The sequence below is a fragment of the Aeromonas sp. JL9 genome (assembly GCF_024436075.1).
GTDB classification, from domain to species: Bacteria; Pseudomonadota; Gammaproteobacteria; order Enterobacterales; family Aeromonadaceae; genus Aeromonas; species Aeromonas veronii.
The window spans coordinates 57,410-74,527 of record NZ_JANFNV010000013.1 but is presented as its reverse complement, the minus strand read 5'-3'; the positions used below and the strand labels follow the sequence as shown (position 1 = coordinate 74,527).

13 protein-coding genes are annotated in these 17,118 nt (G+C 57.9%); all 13 read right to left on the bottom strand.

The annotated features are described in order from the left end of the window. Positions 1–114: 114 nt before the first annotated feature. Positions 115–921, bottom strand: coding sequence for a carbon-nitrogen hydrolase family protein (locus NOM06_RS11760; RefSeq protein WP_255911705.1), 807 nt, complete (start codon positions 919–921; stop codon positions 115–117). Positions 922–946: 25 nt separating this feature from the next. Beyond that, positions 947–1,267, bottom strand: a complete 321-nt coding sequence (locus tag NOM06_RS11755) for a Dabb family protein (protein ID WP_255911704.1) — start codon at positions 1,265–1,267, stop codon at positions 947–949. 34 nt (positions 1,268–1,301) lie between these two features. Then, on the bottom strand, positions 1,302–5,195 hold the full coding sequence (locus tag NOM06_RS11750) for a YhdP family protein (RefSeq protein WP_255911703.1): 3,894 nt from the start codon (positions 5,193–5,195) through the stop codon (positions 1,302–1,304). Next, entirely contained in the window at positions 5,196–6,665 is a 1,470-nt protein-coding gene (rng, locus tag NOM06_RS11745; RefSeq protein WP_005340056.1) for a ribonuclease G, read from the bottom strand. It abuts the gene before it with no gap. A 95-nt stretch (positions 6,666–6,760) separates the two neighbouring features. Further along, positions 6,761–7,348, bottom strand: a complete 588-nt coding sequence (locus tag NOM06_RS11740) for a nucleoside triphosphate pyrophosphatase (RefSeq protein WP_005340055.1) — start codon at positions 7,346–7,348, stop codon at positions 6,761–6,763. 2 nt (positions 7,349–7,350) lie between these two features. Further along, the gene (mreD, locus tag NOM06_RS11735) at positions 7,351–7,836 is read right to left on the bottom strand and encodes a rod shape-determining protein MreD (protein ID WP_005340054.1); all 486 of its coding nucleotides are present in this window, start codon (positions 7,834–7,836) and stop codon (positions 7,351–7,353) included. Then, on the bottom strand, positions 7,836–8,726 hold the full coding sequence (gene mreC, locus NOM06_RS11730) for a rod shape-determining protein MreC (RefSeq protein ID WP_005340053.1): 891 nt from the start codon (positions 8,724–8,726) through the stop codon (positions 7,836–7,838). The genes mreD and mreC overlap by 1 nt, the downstream gene beginning before the upstream one ends. Before the next feature lie 42 nt (positions 8,727–8,768). Then, a complete protein-coding gene (locus NOM06_RS11725; RefSeq protein WP_005340051.1) occupies positions 8,769–9,809 on the bottom strand; it encodes a rod shape-determining protein in 1,041 nt (346 codons plus the stop codon). A 204-nt stretch (positions 9,810–10,013) separates the two neighbouring features. Beyond that, entirely contained in the window at positions 10,014–14,492 is a 4,479-nt protein-coding gene (locus NOM06_RS11720; RefSeq protein ID WP_255911702.1) for a DUF6701 domain-containing protein, read from the bottom strand. Positions 14,493–14,629: 137 nt separating this feature from the next. After that, on the bottom strand, positions 14,630–15,055 hold the full coding sequence (locus tag NOM06_RS11715; protein ID WP_255911701.1) for an MSHA biogenesis protein MshP: 426 nt from the start codon (positions 15,053–15,055) through the stop codon (positions 14,630–14,632). A gap of 37 nt (positions 15,056–15,092) precedes the next feature. Then, positions 15,093–16,022, bottom strand: coding sequence for a type II secretion system protein (locus NOM06_RS11710; RefSeq protein WP_255911700.1), 930 nt, complete (start codon positions 16,020–16,022; stop codon positions 15,093–15,095). Next, entirely contained in the window at positions 16,022–16,582 is a 561-nt protein-coding gene (locus NOM06_RS11705; RefSeq protein WP_255911699.1) for a prepilin-type N-terminal cleavage/methylation domain-containing protein, read from the bottom strand. Before NOM06_RS11705 ends, NOM06_RS11710 begins: the two co-directional genes overlap by 1 nt. Then, entirely contained in the window at positions 16,569–17,063 is a 495-nt protein-coding gene (locus NOM06_RS11700; protein WP_150997636.1) for a prepilin-type N-terminal cleavage/methylation domain-containing protein, read from the bottom strand. The genes NOM06_RS11705 and NOM06_RS11700 overlap by 14 nt, the downstream gene beginning before the upstream one ends. Between the last annotated feature and the right edge of the window lie 55 nt (positions 17,064–17,118).

Sequence of the window (17,118 nt, the reverse complement as noted above, 5' to 3'; positions counted from 1 at the left end):
AACGAGCTGTTTTAAATCGTCTTGCCGACGGGTTGGCAACAAGCCACACCATCACAACAAACGGGCATGCTCCAGCACGGACAAACGGCTGCGTTTCAATTTTTCACCACACCATCAGAGCAAACGGGCGTGTTGCAACACTGGCATGGTGCGTTTCAATTCGTCGATAAGCCCGGGCTCAATCTGCGCCAGCACGGTACCGCGCCCGGACTCTTTGCTCGCCAGCACCCGACCCCAGGGGTCGATCACCATGCTGTGGCCCCAGGTCTGGCGCCCCGTTTCGTGAGTGCCGCCCTGATTGGCAGCGACTACGTAGCACTGGTTTTCGATGGCGCGGGCCCGCAGCAGCGGCTCCCAGTGCGCCTCGCCGGTCACGGCGGTAAAGGCGGCAGGCACCAGCAGCACACGGGCACCAGCACGGGCCAACTGACGATGGAGCTCGGGAAAGCGCAGATCATAACAGATCGAGAGGCCGAGGGGACCAAAGGGAGAGTCCACCAGCACAGGCACCTCCCCCGGGCTGAATGTCTCCGACTCACGGTAGCGACCGTGATTGTCCGCCACATCCACGTCGAACAGGTGGATCTTGTGGTAGTGGCCCCTGAGCTCACCGCCTGGGTCAAACACCAGCGAGCTGGTGTGGATATGGTCGGAACCTGCGATGGTGGTCGGCATGGCTCCGGCCACCAGCCAGATGCCGTAATCGCGGGCCCATTCCGCCAGTTGCTGCTGGATCGGGCCCTCACCTATTGCCTCGGCCCCATCCAGATAGCCCTGCCGTTCGCCAAACAGGGCAAAGTTCTCCGGCAGCAGCACCAGCAGCGGCCGCTCCTTGGGCAGCATGGCCAACTCGTTGGCAATCTGCTCCCGGTTATCCTGCCAGTGACGGCCTGATACCAGCTGTATTGCGGCTAACCACATGACGTTCTCCTTGTCGCTTGGGCCATCAGACGGTGACAGCATCCCCCGCCTGCAGGGTGTAATCCAGCACTATGATGCGCTCCAGCACCGGACGGAAGATGGCCTTGAGGGCATCGTGATCAGGATGGGGCAGATAGCGCTGGCGGGCCGCTTCGTCGGCGAAGGTCATCTGCACGCTGTGGGTAAACCCCTCGGCTCGCCCCTCCGGGCTGTCATCCCGACCCCACTCCACAGCGGTCACGCCGCTGACCTGATGGGGAATGGCGAGAAAGGCGGTACGCACCGCATCTATCTGGGCAGGCTGGGTGCCCGGCTTGAAGGCGATCAGCAGGATATGTCGGATCATGGCTCACTCCTTGTGATGGTGCCGGGCCGCTCGTTCAGCGCTGAGCGGGCCCTGCGTGTTTGGGGCTCAGCAGGAAAGGGGTCACTTCTTGGGTCGGCAGGCCGGGGGCAACGGCGTCAACCGCCTCTTTCTGCTGCTGGTTGAGCTTGATGCGCGCGCGATCGCGCCCCGCCTCGATCAGCTTGGGTGCGTCGAGCGGGCCCGAGATGCGAAAATCGATACGGGTCACCACATCCACCACCGGCTCCAGCAGTTTGGAGAGGGCCAGCACATAGAGACCCGTGACCGGCGTGATGGAGAAGGCCGCCACCACCGGCAGGGTACCCCCCAGATTGGGGGAGAAGCTCAGCTCGTAGTCGAGCCGCCAGCGCACCAGATCGGCGATCCCCTCGCCGCGCAGGTTGCCTGCCGCCCCCTTCATATAGAAATCATCGTTGCTGACCAGCCCCTGCTTGATGGTGGCAGAGGCGGACATGGATTCGAAGTAGAAGCCCTTGTCGAACACATCGCGAAAATCGAGCCGCAGCTTGCGCAGCAGGGAATCGAGGCTGAGCAGGGAGAGCAGCCGAGCCCCCTTGTCGTTGACCTCGCGCAGGGTGCCGCCCTCCAGCTGATAGTTGGCACTTCCCCCCAGAGTCGGCAGGCTCGGGCGATAGGGCACATCCTGCCAGTTCAGATCAAAAGCGAGAGATCCGGGGGCATCGCCTATGGGCGAGGTGTAACCGAGCCGCTTGAGCAGCAGTTCGCTGTTGTTGCTGGTCAGCTTGCCACGGGCACGGGTCTGCATCCGGTTGCCATCGGCCAACCAGTCGACGCTGCCGGTGAGCTGACTACCTGCCAGCCGCATATCCAGTCCCTTGAGGGTCACCTTGTTGGCGCCGGGCACCAGCTCCCCTTTCACTTCACCGAGCGGTAGCTCGCCAAAGCGACAATCTACGCAGCTGAATGTCAGCCAGGGGATGGATGCCATGATGGCGTTATCCTGCTTGGCATCGGGATCCGGGCTGAGATCCGAACTCTTGCCGGACCAGTAGATACGGGCAAACTTGGCATCCACCGGGCGATTGGCTACTGCAGGCAGGCGGATCACCCCCATCACGTCGGGGCTGTCGATCATCACTTCGGTAGCCTGATTGGTCGGCCCCACGGTGAAACGCGCCGCCTTGAGGGTGGCACTGCCGATATAGGCGCGAGCCAGCTGTCCATCCACCCACCACTCCTGCGGCAGGAACGCGGGGCCAACCACCGCATTGCCAGTCTGGTTCTGCGCTGGCAACCACTGCTTGAGTCTGGCCAGCCAGCCACCCACATCGGCCTCCTGCTGGTTGATGGCAAGCAGCATGGGAGCATCGCGCATTACCCGGGCGCCCGGCTGGCCCACATCAACTCGCACCCGGCTGAGATAAGGCACCCCTTCGCCGTAGACCAGTCGGGTCTGCATATCCACATCAGCCCCCAGTACGGCACGAATGTCGGCGCTGCCATCCCGGCCACGGGCGATCACCTTGAGCGGCAGCCGGCTGGCGTTGCTCTTGGCCAGCGGCAGCGGCAGATCCAGCGCCATCCCCTGCAGGTTGGAGTCGAGCGCCAGCTGGAAGCTGAACGGCTTGCTGTCGGGCAGGGTCAACCCGAGCTTGCCGCCCCAGTTACTGCGGCCGTTGAGAATGCCGAATGAAGAGATGGCGGCGGGTTGGCGGCGGCTATCCCACTGCCCCTTGAAATCGAGGTCGACCTGATAGTGATCCGGATGCTGGCGCCCCTGATAGTCGAGGGTCAGCGGCTGGTTCCACAAACTCGCCTTGAGGTTGCTGAAGCGGGTCTGTTCGTTGTCATATTCGAGACGCCCCTGCACCTTCTCTAGCGGCAGATCCAGACTGGCGACCCGCACCTTGTTGTTGTTGAAGGTGGCATCGCCACTCGCCTTCACCTCGCTCTCGCCATCGAGAGGAATATCGAGCTTGACCGATCCTGCCATCGGGCCGCGGATCTCGATCTCCCTCAGCGCCTGACCTACCGAACTGCCCAGCGGGGAGTCCTGCAGGTAGTCGCTGATGGCCTTGCCCTCCCCCTGCACCTTGGCATCCACATAGAGGTGGGCGCCAGGGGAGAGATCCGGGATCCAGGCATGCACCGAGTCGGAGCTCGCCTTGCCGAGTTTGGTGGATCGACTGCGCATATCGAGACCGGCATTCTGGAACAAGAGGTCGATCTGCAGGTCGGTGAGCGGTTGCCAACCGGGGAAGAACTCGTAGGTGGCCTGCTCCAGCGGCACCGCCACCTGGAAGATGCCCTTGCCGTTGTCGTAGGGGAAATCCCGAAACTCGCCATACCAGAGCAGGTCTGCCCCCTGGGCCTTGCCCCCCTTGATGGCGCCGCTCAGGTAATCCACCAGCCCCTTGTCCATCGCCTGCAGCGGGAAGTAGCGATCCGCATGGCCCGCATTCTTCACATCGATGCGACCAGTCAGGGCGAGGAAGGGGTGCTCGAACAGATCGAGGCGGAAACGGCTGGCCAGGGTCAGGTCGGGGTTATCCAGCGCGATATCCTGCCCGTAGAGCACCCAGCCCTGTTCCTCGCGCCACCAGTCGAGGCGGGCCGAGAAGTGGTCGACCGGGATCGGCATCTTGAAGTGACGGGCGGGATCCACCTTGTCGTTCGCCAGCGCCAATCTGGCGCTACCGCCGGTCGGGGTAAGCCAGAACTCGCCGTTGAGATCCTGCATCCCGGGTATATCCTGCCAGGCCTTGAGGTGCACCTTGCTGAAGCGGCCGCTGATGGAGAGATCCTGCCAGTCGGCGTTAGCCAGTAGCGTCAGATCCTGCACCGCCCCCTGCGGATTGGTCTGGCGCAGGGTCTCGCAGAGTGTGGGGTAGAGCGCCGAGACCAGCTGACTGATCTGGGTGATCTTGTCGAACTCTATGCTGGGCAGATAGCCCTGCACCCGATCCCCGATCCGTTCCAGTTGCAAGCGGCTCTGCAACCAGGGTTTGCCATCCAGCTTGAAGGTGACGTTGTGGCTGGCCAGTTGCCAGTCAGTGCCGTCACGGCGCAGCTGGATCTTGCCACCATCGAGACCGAAGCGGTGCATCTCCCCTTTCTTGGGATCCTTCCAGATCAGGTAGTTGTTGCCAAACGCCAGCAGGGTATTGCCCAGCTTGCCACTGTCAAACTCGCTCCAGAGCTGGAAGTCGAGCTGACCGGCAACCTTGGGTTCGCCCGCATGGCTCCTGGCCAGGGTCGGGGTGATATCGAGCTGGCGGGCCCCCAGATAGAGTTGCCCCTTGAGGCGATCGAGCCGGGCAGTCGGGGCGTCCACATCCAGAATCAGATCGAGGGTACTCTCGCCCACCCCGTTGATGAGGTAAGCCTTGCCGACCCCCTGATGGCGCTTGCCACGGTTCTGCCAGCGCAGTTGGGCGATGTCGAGGGCGCGCAGATCACCGAGGGAGGTGGTGACGCTGAGGCGGGTGTTGTGCACATCGAAGGTGGAGAGCTGGGTCAGCAGAAAGCGCAGCAGGGCGCCCTGCTGGGGATCGCCGGAGGGGCTGTCGTCAGCCGGTTGGCGCAAGTCGATGGTGATATCGCCATCGCTGAGGATCAGCTCGCCAAACACCGGCTTGAGCTCGTTAATGGTGCGCCAGAAGTCGAGATGCACCCAGGCTTTGCCGAGCTGTACGGCAAAACGCCCCGAATCCGGGGCGATGGCAAGTTGCTGCAGTTCGAGGGCGGGCCCGGACTGTGTCCAGTCCAGCCCCACTTGCTCCACGCTGACCTTGAGTTGTGAATCGCCCAGCAGAGTATGGATCAGACTCTCCCGGTATTGATTCAGCAAAGGGCCCCCGACCCGTACCAGCGTGACCAGCATGGCCATCAGTACGAACAGGACCCCCAGGGCCAACCAGCCCCGACTCAGCCAGCGATAGACCAATTACATCATCACCACGTCGAACTGCTCCTGACCACAGAGGGGTTCGCTCACTACCCGCACCTGCTTGCCGATGAACACTTCCAGCTCAGCCAGACTGTGGGACTCCTCGCCATGGAGGTAGTCGGCCACAGCCGGGGCTGCGTAAACGGTGAACTGATCCGCATCGTAGGCGCGATTGACCCGGATGATCTCCCGCAGGATCTCGAAGCAGACCGACTCCACCGTCTTGACCCGGCCGCGCCCCTTGCACTCGGGGCACTCGGAGCAGAGCACGTGCTCCAGGCTCTCGCGGGTGCGCTTGCGGGTCATCTCCACCAGACCGAGCTGGGAGAAGCCGTTGACGTTGGTCTTGGCACGATCCTTTGACAGCGCCTGCTCCAGACTGTGCAGTACCCGACGGCGGTGATCCTCGGACTGCATGTCGATGAAGTCGATGATGATGATGCCACCGAGGTTGCGCAGGCGCAGATGACGGGCGATGGCCGCCGTCGCCTCGACGTTGGTGTTGAAGATGGTCTCTTCCAGATTGCGATGGCCGACGAAGGCGCCGGTGTTGATATCCACCGTGGTCATGGCTTCGGTCTGGTCGATGATGAGGTAGCCGCCGGATTTCAGCTCCACCTTGCGCTCCAGCGCCCGCTGGATCTCGTTCTCCACGTCGTAGAGATCGAAGATAGGCGACTCGCCGGGGTAGTACTCCAGCTTGCTGGCCAGCTCAGGCACGTACTCCTCGGTGAAGCGCTTGAGCTGATCGAAGCTCTGGCGCGAGTCAACGCGGATCTTGTCGAGCTCGGCACCGACGAAGTCGCGCACTACCCGGAATGCCAGACTGGGATCCTCGTAGAGGATCTTGCAGGGGGGATACTTCTGCTTGCGCTCGAGGATCTTGCGCCACAGACGCTTCAGGAAGGCAGCATCCTGCTCCAGCTCCTGCTCCCCCACCCCTTCGGCGGCGGTGCGGATGATGTAGCCACCCAGCTCGTCCACATAACCAGCTACGGTGCGCTTGAGGCGCTCCCGCTCTGCTTCGGACTCGATACGTTGGGAGACACCTACGTGGGCACTGCCCGGCATAAAGACCAGATAGCGGGATGGCAGGGTGATATCGGTAGTGAGACGGGCACCCTTGGTACCCAGCGGATCTTTCACCACCTGCACCATGATGTCCTGCCCCTGACGCACCAACTCGGCGATGTTGCCGACCTGAAACTGCTCCTTCTCCTTCACCGCCACACATTCGGTGTGCGGCACGATGTCGGAGGCATGGAGAAACGCCGCCTTGTCCATGCCGATATCGACGAATGCCGCCTGCATGCCGGGCAGCACCCGGCTGATCTTGCCTTTGTAAATATTGCCCACGATGCCGCGTTTGGCCTGACGCTCTACATGCACTTCCTGCAGCAGACCGTTTTCGACCAGAGCGACCCGGGTCTCGGAGGGGGTAACGTTAACCAGCAGTTCTACCGACATAAGTAACCTTGCCTGTTCCAGTTTTGAATTCTATAGAGCCAATCCGGTACAACGCGCGCAAGGGAGAAACGCAGCAGAGCACAGCTGACGGGAAATTATTTGAGCTGTTCCAGATGATGCTTGATCAGCAAGTCTGTCTCCAGCAGGGGCAGGCCGACCACGGCGCTATAGCTCCCTTCGATGCGGCTGACAAACTTGCCGGCAATACCCTGAATGCCATAAGCCCCGGCCTTGTCACAGGGCTCACCGGTCTGCCAGTAGGCCTCGATCTCGGCCTCGTCCAGCTTGCGAAACGCCACGTTGGTGGTGACCAGACGCACGTCACAACGATCCTTGCTGGCCAGCGCCACCGCCGTCATCACCTGATGCACCTTGCCGGAGAGGGACTCCAGCATATCTTTGGCATCCAGCAGATCGGACGGTTTCTCCAGTACCCGGTCGCCCAGCACCACTATGGTGTCGGCACCCAGCACCGGCAACGCCGTCGGCGCACACGCCACGCCCGCCATCGCCTTGTCACGGGCGAGACGGCAGACATAATCCTGCGCCTTTTCACCCTCTTCCCGCTGCTCGGGCACATCCAGTTTCAGCACCTCGAAGCGGTAGCCAATCTGGGTCAGCAGTTCACGGCGACGGGGAGAAGCCGAGGCGAGATAGAGTTGTGGTTCGTTGTTTTTGTTCATATTTACCTGATATTGAAGCGGCGCCGCACCTTGCGCAGCACCAGAAACACCCAGGGCCATATTAGCATCGTCGTCAACGTCGACCAAAAGTAGGAGAAGTTGAGACTGGCCTGGCTGAACAGATGCTCGGCCCAGAATACCGTCATTTTACCCACCAGCGAGAGGCCACCGATGATCAGTGCCTGCTGCCAGAGGGAGAAGTTGCGGATCTTCTGGAACTGGAAGGCCGCCAGATAGGTGGTGATGGCCATCGCCATCGCCCGCACGCCGAGGGTACTGCCAAGCAGCACATCCAGCAGCAGGCCCGCCACCCAGGCGGTGCCGACGTTGGTCCGGTGCGGCAAGGCCAGTGCCCAGTAGATGAGCACCATGGCCAGCCAGTCCGGGCGGAAGGGGTCAAATTCGAAAGGAAGCGGCAGGATCGACAGGCTCAAGGCCAGCAGGATCGAGATCCAGATCCAGATCCTGCCGCTGGCGGGTTCTAGCATCAGCGGGTGGCTCCTGCAGCGGACGCAGCGGGAGCCGCCCGTTCGCCATCCTCATCATGTACTTCAGGCTTCTTGTCGGTCCACAGCAGCAGCAGATAGCGCAGTCTGTCCAGCTCCACCAGCGGCTTGGCCTCGACCTGGGCGAAGGGCTTGCCCTCCACATACTCGGAACGGGTCACAGTCGCCACCGGATAACCTTCCGGGAAGCGGCCACCCAGACCGGAGGTGACCAGCAGGTCACCCACCTGAATATCGGTGTTGCGCGGCAGGTTGCGCAGCTCAAGCTTGTCGAGCTCGCCACTGCCGGAAGCAATGGCGCGCAAGTCGTTGCGCAGCACCCGCACCGGAATACCGTGGCTGGAGTCGGTGATCAGCAGCACGCGACTGGTGGTGGAGCCCACGTGGAGCACCTGACCAATCACACCCTGATCGTTGATCACCGCCTGACCGTTGTAGACGCCATCCAGCGCCCCCTTGTTGATCAGCACCTGATGGCTGAAGGGGTCAGAATCCACTGACAGCAGCTCGGCCACCATCTTGCGGGACTCCTTGTGCACCGGCGAACCGAGCAGCTCACGCAGCCGCTGGTTCTCGTGCTCCAGCTGATCCATTTTGAGCAGACGGGCACGCAGGGTAAACAGCTGTTGCTCCTGCTGTTTGGTCTGCTCGATGAGATCGGCGCGGGTCTGCACCTGGGTCGACATGGTGTCGAGCAGGGTACCGGGCGCATTGGCCATGTATTGCAGGGGACTGACTAACGAACTGAGGTAGACGCGGACATGGGTAAACACACCGAAGCGGGAATCCGCGACGATGGCAGCGATGGAGATGATGACGGCGAGAAACAACCGTAACTGAAGCGAAGGGCCTCTACCAAAAATGGGTTTCATGGGTCGTCAAAAAAGAGCCGGCACGCTGGCCGGCTTTGGGTCTTATTCGTAGTGGAACAGATCGCCACCGTGCATATCGATCAGCTCCAGCGCCTTGCCGCCGCCACGGGCCACACAGGTGAGTGGATCTTCGGCAACGACGACAGGAATGCCGGTCTCTTCCATCAGCAGACGGTCGATATCTTTCAGCAACGCACCACCACCGGTCAGCACCATGCCGCGCTCGGAGATGTCGGAAGCCAGCTCGGGCGGAGACTGCTCCAGCGCCACCATGACGGCAGCCACGATACCGGACAGCGGCTCTTGCAGCGCTTCCAGGATTTCGTTGGAGTTGAGAGTGAAGCTGCGCGGTACACCTTCGGCCAGGTTGCGACCACGGACTTCAATCTCGCGCACCTCTTCGCCCGGATAGGCGGAGCCGATCTCGTGCTTGATGCGTTCGGCAGTCGCTTCACCGATCAGGCTGCCGTAGTTGCGACGGACGTAGCTAATGATCGCTTCGTCAAACTTGTCGCCACCGATACGGACGGACTGGGAGTAGACCACACCGTTCAGGGAGATGATGGCCACTTCAGTGGTACCACCACCGATATCAACCACCATGGAGCCGGTCGCTTCGGATACCGGCAGGCCGGCACCGATGGCAGCAGCCATAGGCTCGTCGATCAGGTAGACCTCACGGGCACCGGCGCCCAGTGCGGACTCCTTGATGGCGCGACGCTCAACCTGGGTTGAACCGCACGGTACACACACCAGCACGCGCGGGCTGGGGCGGAAATAGTTGTTGTCGTGAACCTGCTTGATGAAGTGCTGCAGCATCTTCTCGGTCACGTAGAAATCGGCGATCACGCCGTCTTTCATCGGGCGGATTGCGGAGATGTTGCCCGGGGTACGGCCCAGCATCTGCTTGGCGGCATGACCGACAGCAGCGACCGATTTGGCGTTCCCGCGCTCTTGGCGAATGGCGACAACTGAGGGTTCGTTAAGGACGATCCCTTGATCTTTTACATAGATCAGGGTGTTGGCAGTTCCCAAATCGATCGACAGATCGTTGGAAAAGACGCCTCTGAGCTTTTTGAACATGGCTACGGGAAATCCTAAGAATTTGGAGGTGCAGAAAACCGGCTAACTTTACCAATGCCCACCCCAATGGGCAAGCGCTCAAACTGTCGCCAATCAATCAGGCGCGACAAAAATGCGAGTCATCACTCACTCGCACACGCTTGCAAACACTAATAAACAAGGATTTAGGGGGATGCTGTTGAGCCAACCCCCCTCACGCATCATTTACTGCAATACTTCGCGCCGATAAATAATTCTGTCATTACCCCGGCTGGAGCCGAAAATGGCCTCACCTTGCAGGTTGCCGTCATTGGCACTCGTGAGGTCAGACAACCAGAGTGGCGATGATGGCTGTTTTGCCAAATCGACCTTGTAGGGAATGCGCACCGAGATGTCCGGCTTGGCAAAGTGGAACAGGATCTCCCCGTCTTTCGCCAGTGCAGCATCCCCACCCGGTGCCGAACTGCCCAACCCCAGCTTGATCTTGCGACCCGCCCCCAGATTCAGCTCGCGAGTCGCCGCATCAAAGGTGTGACTCGGATTGAGGAAAGTGAACCCCTGATTGGCCAAAGAGAGCTGGGTACATTTATCTTCCTTGTTTTGCAGCCAGTTGCCCCCTTCGTAATATTGCATCTGCAGTGGAATGGCCAGCGGCGCAGAGGCAAGACCCGCCGCCGTGCCAGCCAGCAGGCGGCCATAATAAGCCGTCATGGTGTTATTCACCCGCGTAGGAATCGTCAACTGCTTGGCATTGCAGTTGACCCCTTTGGTACAACCATTCTTGATGCCAGGATTCAGGTCAGCGTCAGCCATGAAAGTGACTGAGGGTGACTCCTCATCAAGCACTTGCAGGCCAAAACGCAGTAACTTAAAGGGCTCTTCGGGAGTAGTCTGGCCGGGATCGCGCTCAGAAAGCCGGGCAAAGCGGCTCTGGCTGTCAATATTGGCTTCGCCTGATGCCCAGCTGGCCATCATGCTCCCCACTCGATCCGTGCGATCAATCCCATCATGATTATTGCCTGCCACCAGATAGAGCCGCCCCTTCGCGAACTCGCCACCATAGTTTGTGGTCACCCCGGCACTCTTGTTACGAGCCTGTACCGTCATCTTGACCCCGAATGGCTGACTCATATAGCTGAACTGCCCGCAAGCAGGAGTAAGCACCCCGCTCAGCAAATTGAAATCCCAAGGGACAAAACGTCCCACCGGCAGGCTGCTGGCGGGAGGGATGGTATAGCCGAAATAGCCCGTAGATACAGCGCTTCCCTCTGGTGGCGTTGCCTCCGGTGGCGTTGCCGTCATCCGGAACACCCCCACCTCGCTCACCGTCTGGCTAACGTTATTGGCACTGTTGGCCGCAGCCACATGGCTATAGGCGGTAGTACCCAGCGTTGCATTGGTGCCCGGATTGGGTGCCACCAGCGTACTGCCCAGAGCAATATTGGGCAGGGCAAAGTTGGGCGTAGTCTGATTCCCTACGCAGATATCCCCATCATTGGCCGACTCCCAGGCCATCGCCTTGATATCTACCAGGAACGTTTCCCCTGCTTTTTTGAATACTGGACAACTGCTGTCACCCGCCGCGCAGACCCCTTGCGGGGGCGTAATGCACAGGCCGACCGGACGTGCCACAAACGTGTCGGACCCCGTCATCACCAGACCCGCCGTCTCACCACTGCCATTATGACTGGCTGAAAGCTGCATCTGACCCGCATCCGGGTAGGTCACTTTTTTCAAGGTCGCCTTACCCTGATTATCGAAAGTCAGGTTGAGGGTGGTTGGTGTTGGTGAAGGAACACTGGCGGCATAAGTTGCAATGGCGTTGCCATCGATGGAGATCTTGCTACCAAAGCTATTGGTATTTGGATTGTTGTACGTTCCCCAAAAGCCGACAGACCTCACGCCGGTAAATCCGGGCACACATTGCTTGGTAATATCGTCTTTTTTGACCGCACTGATAGTCACATCCTGAGGCTGGTTGGAATAAGTATCAGGCACATCAAAGAAGAAGCCGCTATCGGCAAAGTTCAGGGTACAGGCTGCCGCACTGGGCGTACCGGCCCCGGCCTTGCACAAGGTTTCACTGAGTGGTTTGACAGCAGGAACGGAATTGTTCACGCCCAACGTCACTTGGGTCTGAGTATTGTTACGCAACAAAACTTTGCCCGTTCCACCGGTAAAGGTCACCGTATTGCCACTCACATTGTTGGCACCAGACAGTGGGTACCAACCACCATCCTGGAGACTCTGTGGCAACAAGGAAACAGCAACTTGTTCGGTAATCAGCAGACTGCAATCTGGATTTGCACACGCCTTGATAGTGATCTCTTCCGGATTGCAGGTCAGAGGTTGACCCGAATACTGCAACTCGAAATGATCTACCTGAACGCCTACCTCTCTTGATTTCAGCGCACATATTTCTACGTTATCGAGTTCGTGAATATTGGTCAGGGCACCTGTAGAACCTGTCAATGACACATAAAAGTCTTGCGGTAACGGACTTTGCCCCAATGCAGGATCCAGCGCATCAAACGAATCGATAAGAGAGATAAACCCGCTTCCCGTATCACGCTCTACTTTGACCATCGCTCGCCCACTGGTTCGTGAATCAATCGTCAGACGGTAACGATGGTTGGCGCTACCGTTACCATCTACCTTTGGACTCAAGCAACTGGTATTAACATTGGTAGTTCCGTTATTACAGGTGCCTCGCAGATAGTTATATCCGGAAAAATTGGATCCCGAGCCACGCACGACAACCGATTGCGGGCGATAGCCCACACTTCCCCCCCCCCCAAAGGATGAGAAGTTGCCATATTCATCCAAGCCAAATCCGAGCCAACCGCCAGCAAATCCAGGTGAGTTACTCGGTTGATAATGGCCATAACCCAAGGGCCCCCCCGCAGCACCAGGTTGTGGCGTCACCGACGCGTCAGAAAGCACAACGGTCATACCATCTGCACCAGTGCTCGTGCCACCATAGGCGTAGTGATTAAATGTCAGCGTCACCAGATTGCCAGCAGCAGGAAATAGCCGCTGATAAGTCGCAGAGGTTGCTTGTCCCGTGCTGGCTTGGGTCATCCGTAAACGTCGTTCTGCCGTAATGGATGGTATAAATCCTCCAGCACTCTGCTTGACGGCCCACCTATCACCGAGCGGCTGGGAGAAGTCATCGGTCTCACAAATCAATGTCGAGCCACCACAGGGATGACGTTGACTATATAACTCAGCTATCTGAGTGTCAGACAGGGCCGAACCATAAATAGCAACCTCATCAATTCGGCCATTAAAGCTGCGACTATCAATATAATCTCGACCAATCTCTAAATTTTGTGTATTTGCTCTTAATGAGTTTGCATCATTACCTCTAGCTGTATCAGCGACTCCATTGATATATATTTTTTGACGTTGATTGCCAGCAGCCATTGCATCATAGCGAATGACTATATGGGACCATGTATTTAACGGTATTTTGGTGTTTGTTGTCAGTGTCTGGTTCACGCCAGAACTTCTTTCCCAATACCAGAACACTCTGCCTTGACTATCCATATGAAACTCATAGTTGCCATCTTTTGACACGATAGAATACAAATTTCCAGCTGATGGCCGACTTACCGGATATACCCAAGCAGAAACAGTTAACTGATTGGAAAATGACAGGCGAGCGTCATGTGGCACTTCAATGTATTGATTACTGCTGCCAGTAAACTCACCATAACCACAAGTACCAAGATTATTCGCGTTTGCAGGTAATGCAGGCGACACAGTATTAGTTTTCGCGCCCCTCATTGCGCGACCATGTAGCACATCAGCAACAGCGTTTTTGACTTCTCCTGCAACACCAGCCCACTTACTTTCTTCAAGCTGATACAAGGCAACAGGTGCCGGGACACAAGCATTTACCGGATTTGACACTGGTAGGCAAGTACCAGTCACAGAGCTATTGTTGACATTCACCACCCCACCGGCATTATTTGTTGCAGCAGTCAGATTGCCATAAACCGTAGAATTGGTAACAGTGATATTATTTGATGTGGTCGAGATAATGACAGGACTTCCCTGAGATCCCAGTTGGCTACCTGTTGCATTAAAAGAGCTAGCCCCAGAGACACTTCCACTAGTCATATTAACTGAGTTGAACGTCACTGGATTATTTGAGCGCATGGTAATATTACCACTATAAGTTCCGCCAGATATCGTCAAAGAACTATTTGCACTGATATCTCCTGATAACTGCACATTAGTCACACTGACAGAGTTACTACTGCTGGTGATATTTCCCTGAACAACTCCCGAGTTTAGCGACACGTTCCCACTGGTAGTAATACTTCCGTATAAGTAGATATTGTTCAGTGTAATATTTGAGCCGCCAGCTAAAATATCACCATATATGGTATTTTGATATCCTTGAGATACAATACCACCAAAACTAGCCTTAAGATTTATTCTACTTGAAGCATTGCCAATCTTGTTATTCGTGAGAGAAATCCCGGCATCTGCACTCAGCGTTGAATCTTGACTAGCGACAATCACATCACCGTCGTTTAATGTTACCTGACCATTACCACCAGTACAGGTGTAAACATTTCCTGACTTTTGCCATGTTGTATTACATGGTGGGTATTGATTGATGGATAAATTATATTGTTGCGCCACAGCTGTATCGCAGAAAAGTAATAAACCAACCAGCCATTTAAAATCCATCACTTTCCTCTCCACTTGTATCATCTGCCGCAATATCGATCGTCAGTACAAAGTGCAGGCGAATGACTTGCACTGAAACAGCGATAACCACTCCAGCCAGAAGTGACTAACACAACCGACATCATCGCCATCACGATTCATGGCGCTCCTCCATCATAAGCTTCGACCATCAGGGTTCGGCTCACGGCAAAATCAGGGTTGGCACCGTTAAGGTCGGAGCTGCCACAGGTTCCGACACTCTCGAGACGATAGCCATTGGTCACAGATCCGTTGTAGGTCACCGGCACCGTGGCGCAACGAACCACAGCCTGACAGTTGGTCAGTCCGGGAGTGCTGGCAAAGCTCAGTGGGCTGCTTGCCAGGCAGACCGCTGGGGGGGTCGGTTGGGCAAGCGTGCGCTTGGGGAACAACCGATAGAGCGCTACTTCCAGCCCGCTCTGGGCGGCCAGCAGGGCACGCACGCTGCGCACCTCCACGGTATTTTTCTCACCACTATCGACCAGAAAACGGCCCATGGCAGCCGCCAGCAGCGCCATCACCACAATCACAAACAGGGCGATCATCAAGGCACTGCCTCGCATCCGTCCGAAAGCGTGTGGATCAGGGCACATTGAACACCTCTATCTTGTGGTTGAAGGTGACCGACTCCCCCTTGCGCTCGAACACAAAACGCATACCAAACTCCCCTTCAGCGTTAAACGCCGAGGTTTCTCTATAGAAGGTGCCAATACGAAGGGAGTCCGCCATCAACACACCCTGTGCAGGTAAGGATGCACCAATGGGCGCGGTAGCGCGGGTCAGCGTGTTTCCTTCCACACAGTAACGTACCTGCTGGTTGGCAAAGTAGACCCGGCTGCCAGGAGAGAGGCCAGCCAGACTCTCGGTGCTGGTATAGCGGATGGTTTGCGCTCCGGATACGGGCGTCAGCACATCGGTAACCCTGGCTACACAACGGCCATAATCGCAGCCTGCCGTGAGCGAACCGACTTTTTTGTCCGGCACGGGGAAGACGATCAGCTGATCATCTTTTTTGACGGCAGTGGCATCCACATCCAGCGGATTGGCAGCAGAAGCCGGGGTCGCCATCACCAGCTCAAGGGTGGCCGTGCTCCCCGACATGGCGCGGTTAAGTGCCAGATAGCGGCTCGAGGTGCTGATGGGCCAGAACCGCAAACAGGCGCCGGTGTCGACCCATGTCCCGCCAGTCGTCTCGATCCGCTCCGATCCCGGCACCGCATCGCGCAGTTCGCGGTTAAGCCGCTCCATGGCGAAGCGGGCATCGCTCATCAGCTGCTCACGGCTGCTGGCATCGCCATAAATCTGGGTGCCGATACCGATAAACTGGCTGGTAAAGGTCGCCATAATCCCGAGCAGCAGGATGACCATCACCAGCTCGACTAGGGTAAAGCCACTGTTACCCCGAGGTTTACGGTAGGTTCGATTGGCCGCCAAGCGTGATCGAACGCCGAAATTGGCTAAGGGCGCTGATATTCCGGTAGACAGGCAATACCTGATAGCAGAGCGATCCATCAGTAATTCCCCCGATAGAAGGAGAAGTCGAGCACGCTCTGATCCGGTAGCTTGATCTGCAGATCAATACGCTTGCCCACAGAGCAGGGGGCGACACAACTCTTGAAGGTGCCGTCGCTGAAATCGGCTCCACTCACCGCAATTTTCACCTGATAGTTGCGATACTCCTCGCTGCTGACTCCCGTCGCAGTCTGAGTCAGCGTGTTGGCATCCACCCAGCTACCTGCGGTATCGAAATCATCCACATCGTTATAGGCATAGGATGCGGGCTCGCCATCCGGGCCATAACTGGTGGAGCAGGAAGAGATGATCACCCCTGCCACCTGCTCGCCACAACGATAACGACCACCGTTATGATCCGAATGTTCATCAAACGACTTTTGCAAGATCTCGCCGGAGAGGCGCTGGGCCAGCTGGGCGGCGCGTACCTGCTGCACCGGATCCACCGCCTGTGGCGCCTGATTGATAAGCAACCCCAAAATGCCGGTCAAAGCCACCGCCAGCAGCACTATGCCAACGATCAGCTCAATCAGGGTGAAACCGCGCTTAAGGGATCTCATGAATAAACCCCTCGGATTCAATCTTGATACGGCTGATTTCGCGGCCATCACTCACCAGCAAGGTACAACCGGTGGCACAGTTGCCTAGCGGTCTGCCCATCTGATCGAAGCGCAGCACGAAGCGGTTGTTGTTATCTAGGGAGATGGATATACCGGCAGAGGGCGTAACCAGTCGACCACGAGTCTCCAACTGGGGAGTCCAGCCACTATTGGTATCCAGATCATCGCTGGCGGGACACGCAGCATAAGTTCGGTGGGCAAAACGGGGAGAGGCAACCACCAGCTGGGTACAGCGGTTGGCAGGTTCATGCATATTGACGGTCTGTACCAGCCGCAGCCGGGTCAGCAGCTCGTCACGTACGGTTTGAGTTTCAAAGCCGCCTTTGCCCAGCCATTTGGGCACGGCAAAGGCGGCTAGAATCCCGAGCAACAGGATCACCAGTACCAGTTCAATCAGGGTAAAGCCCTTGGTTGCAGGCATGGGACTTCTCATTAGGGAAAAGAGAAAGCGAGGCCGAAGCCTCGCTTTCATGGCA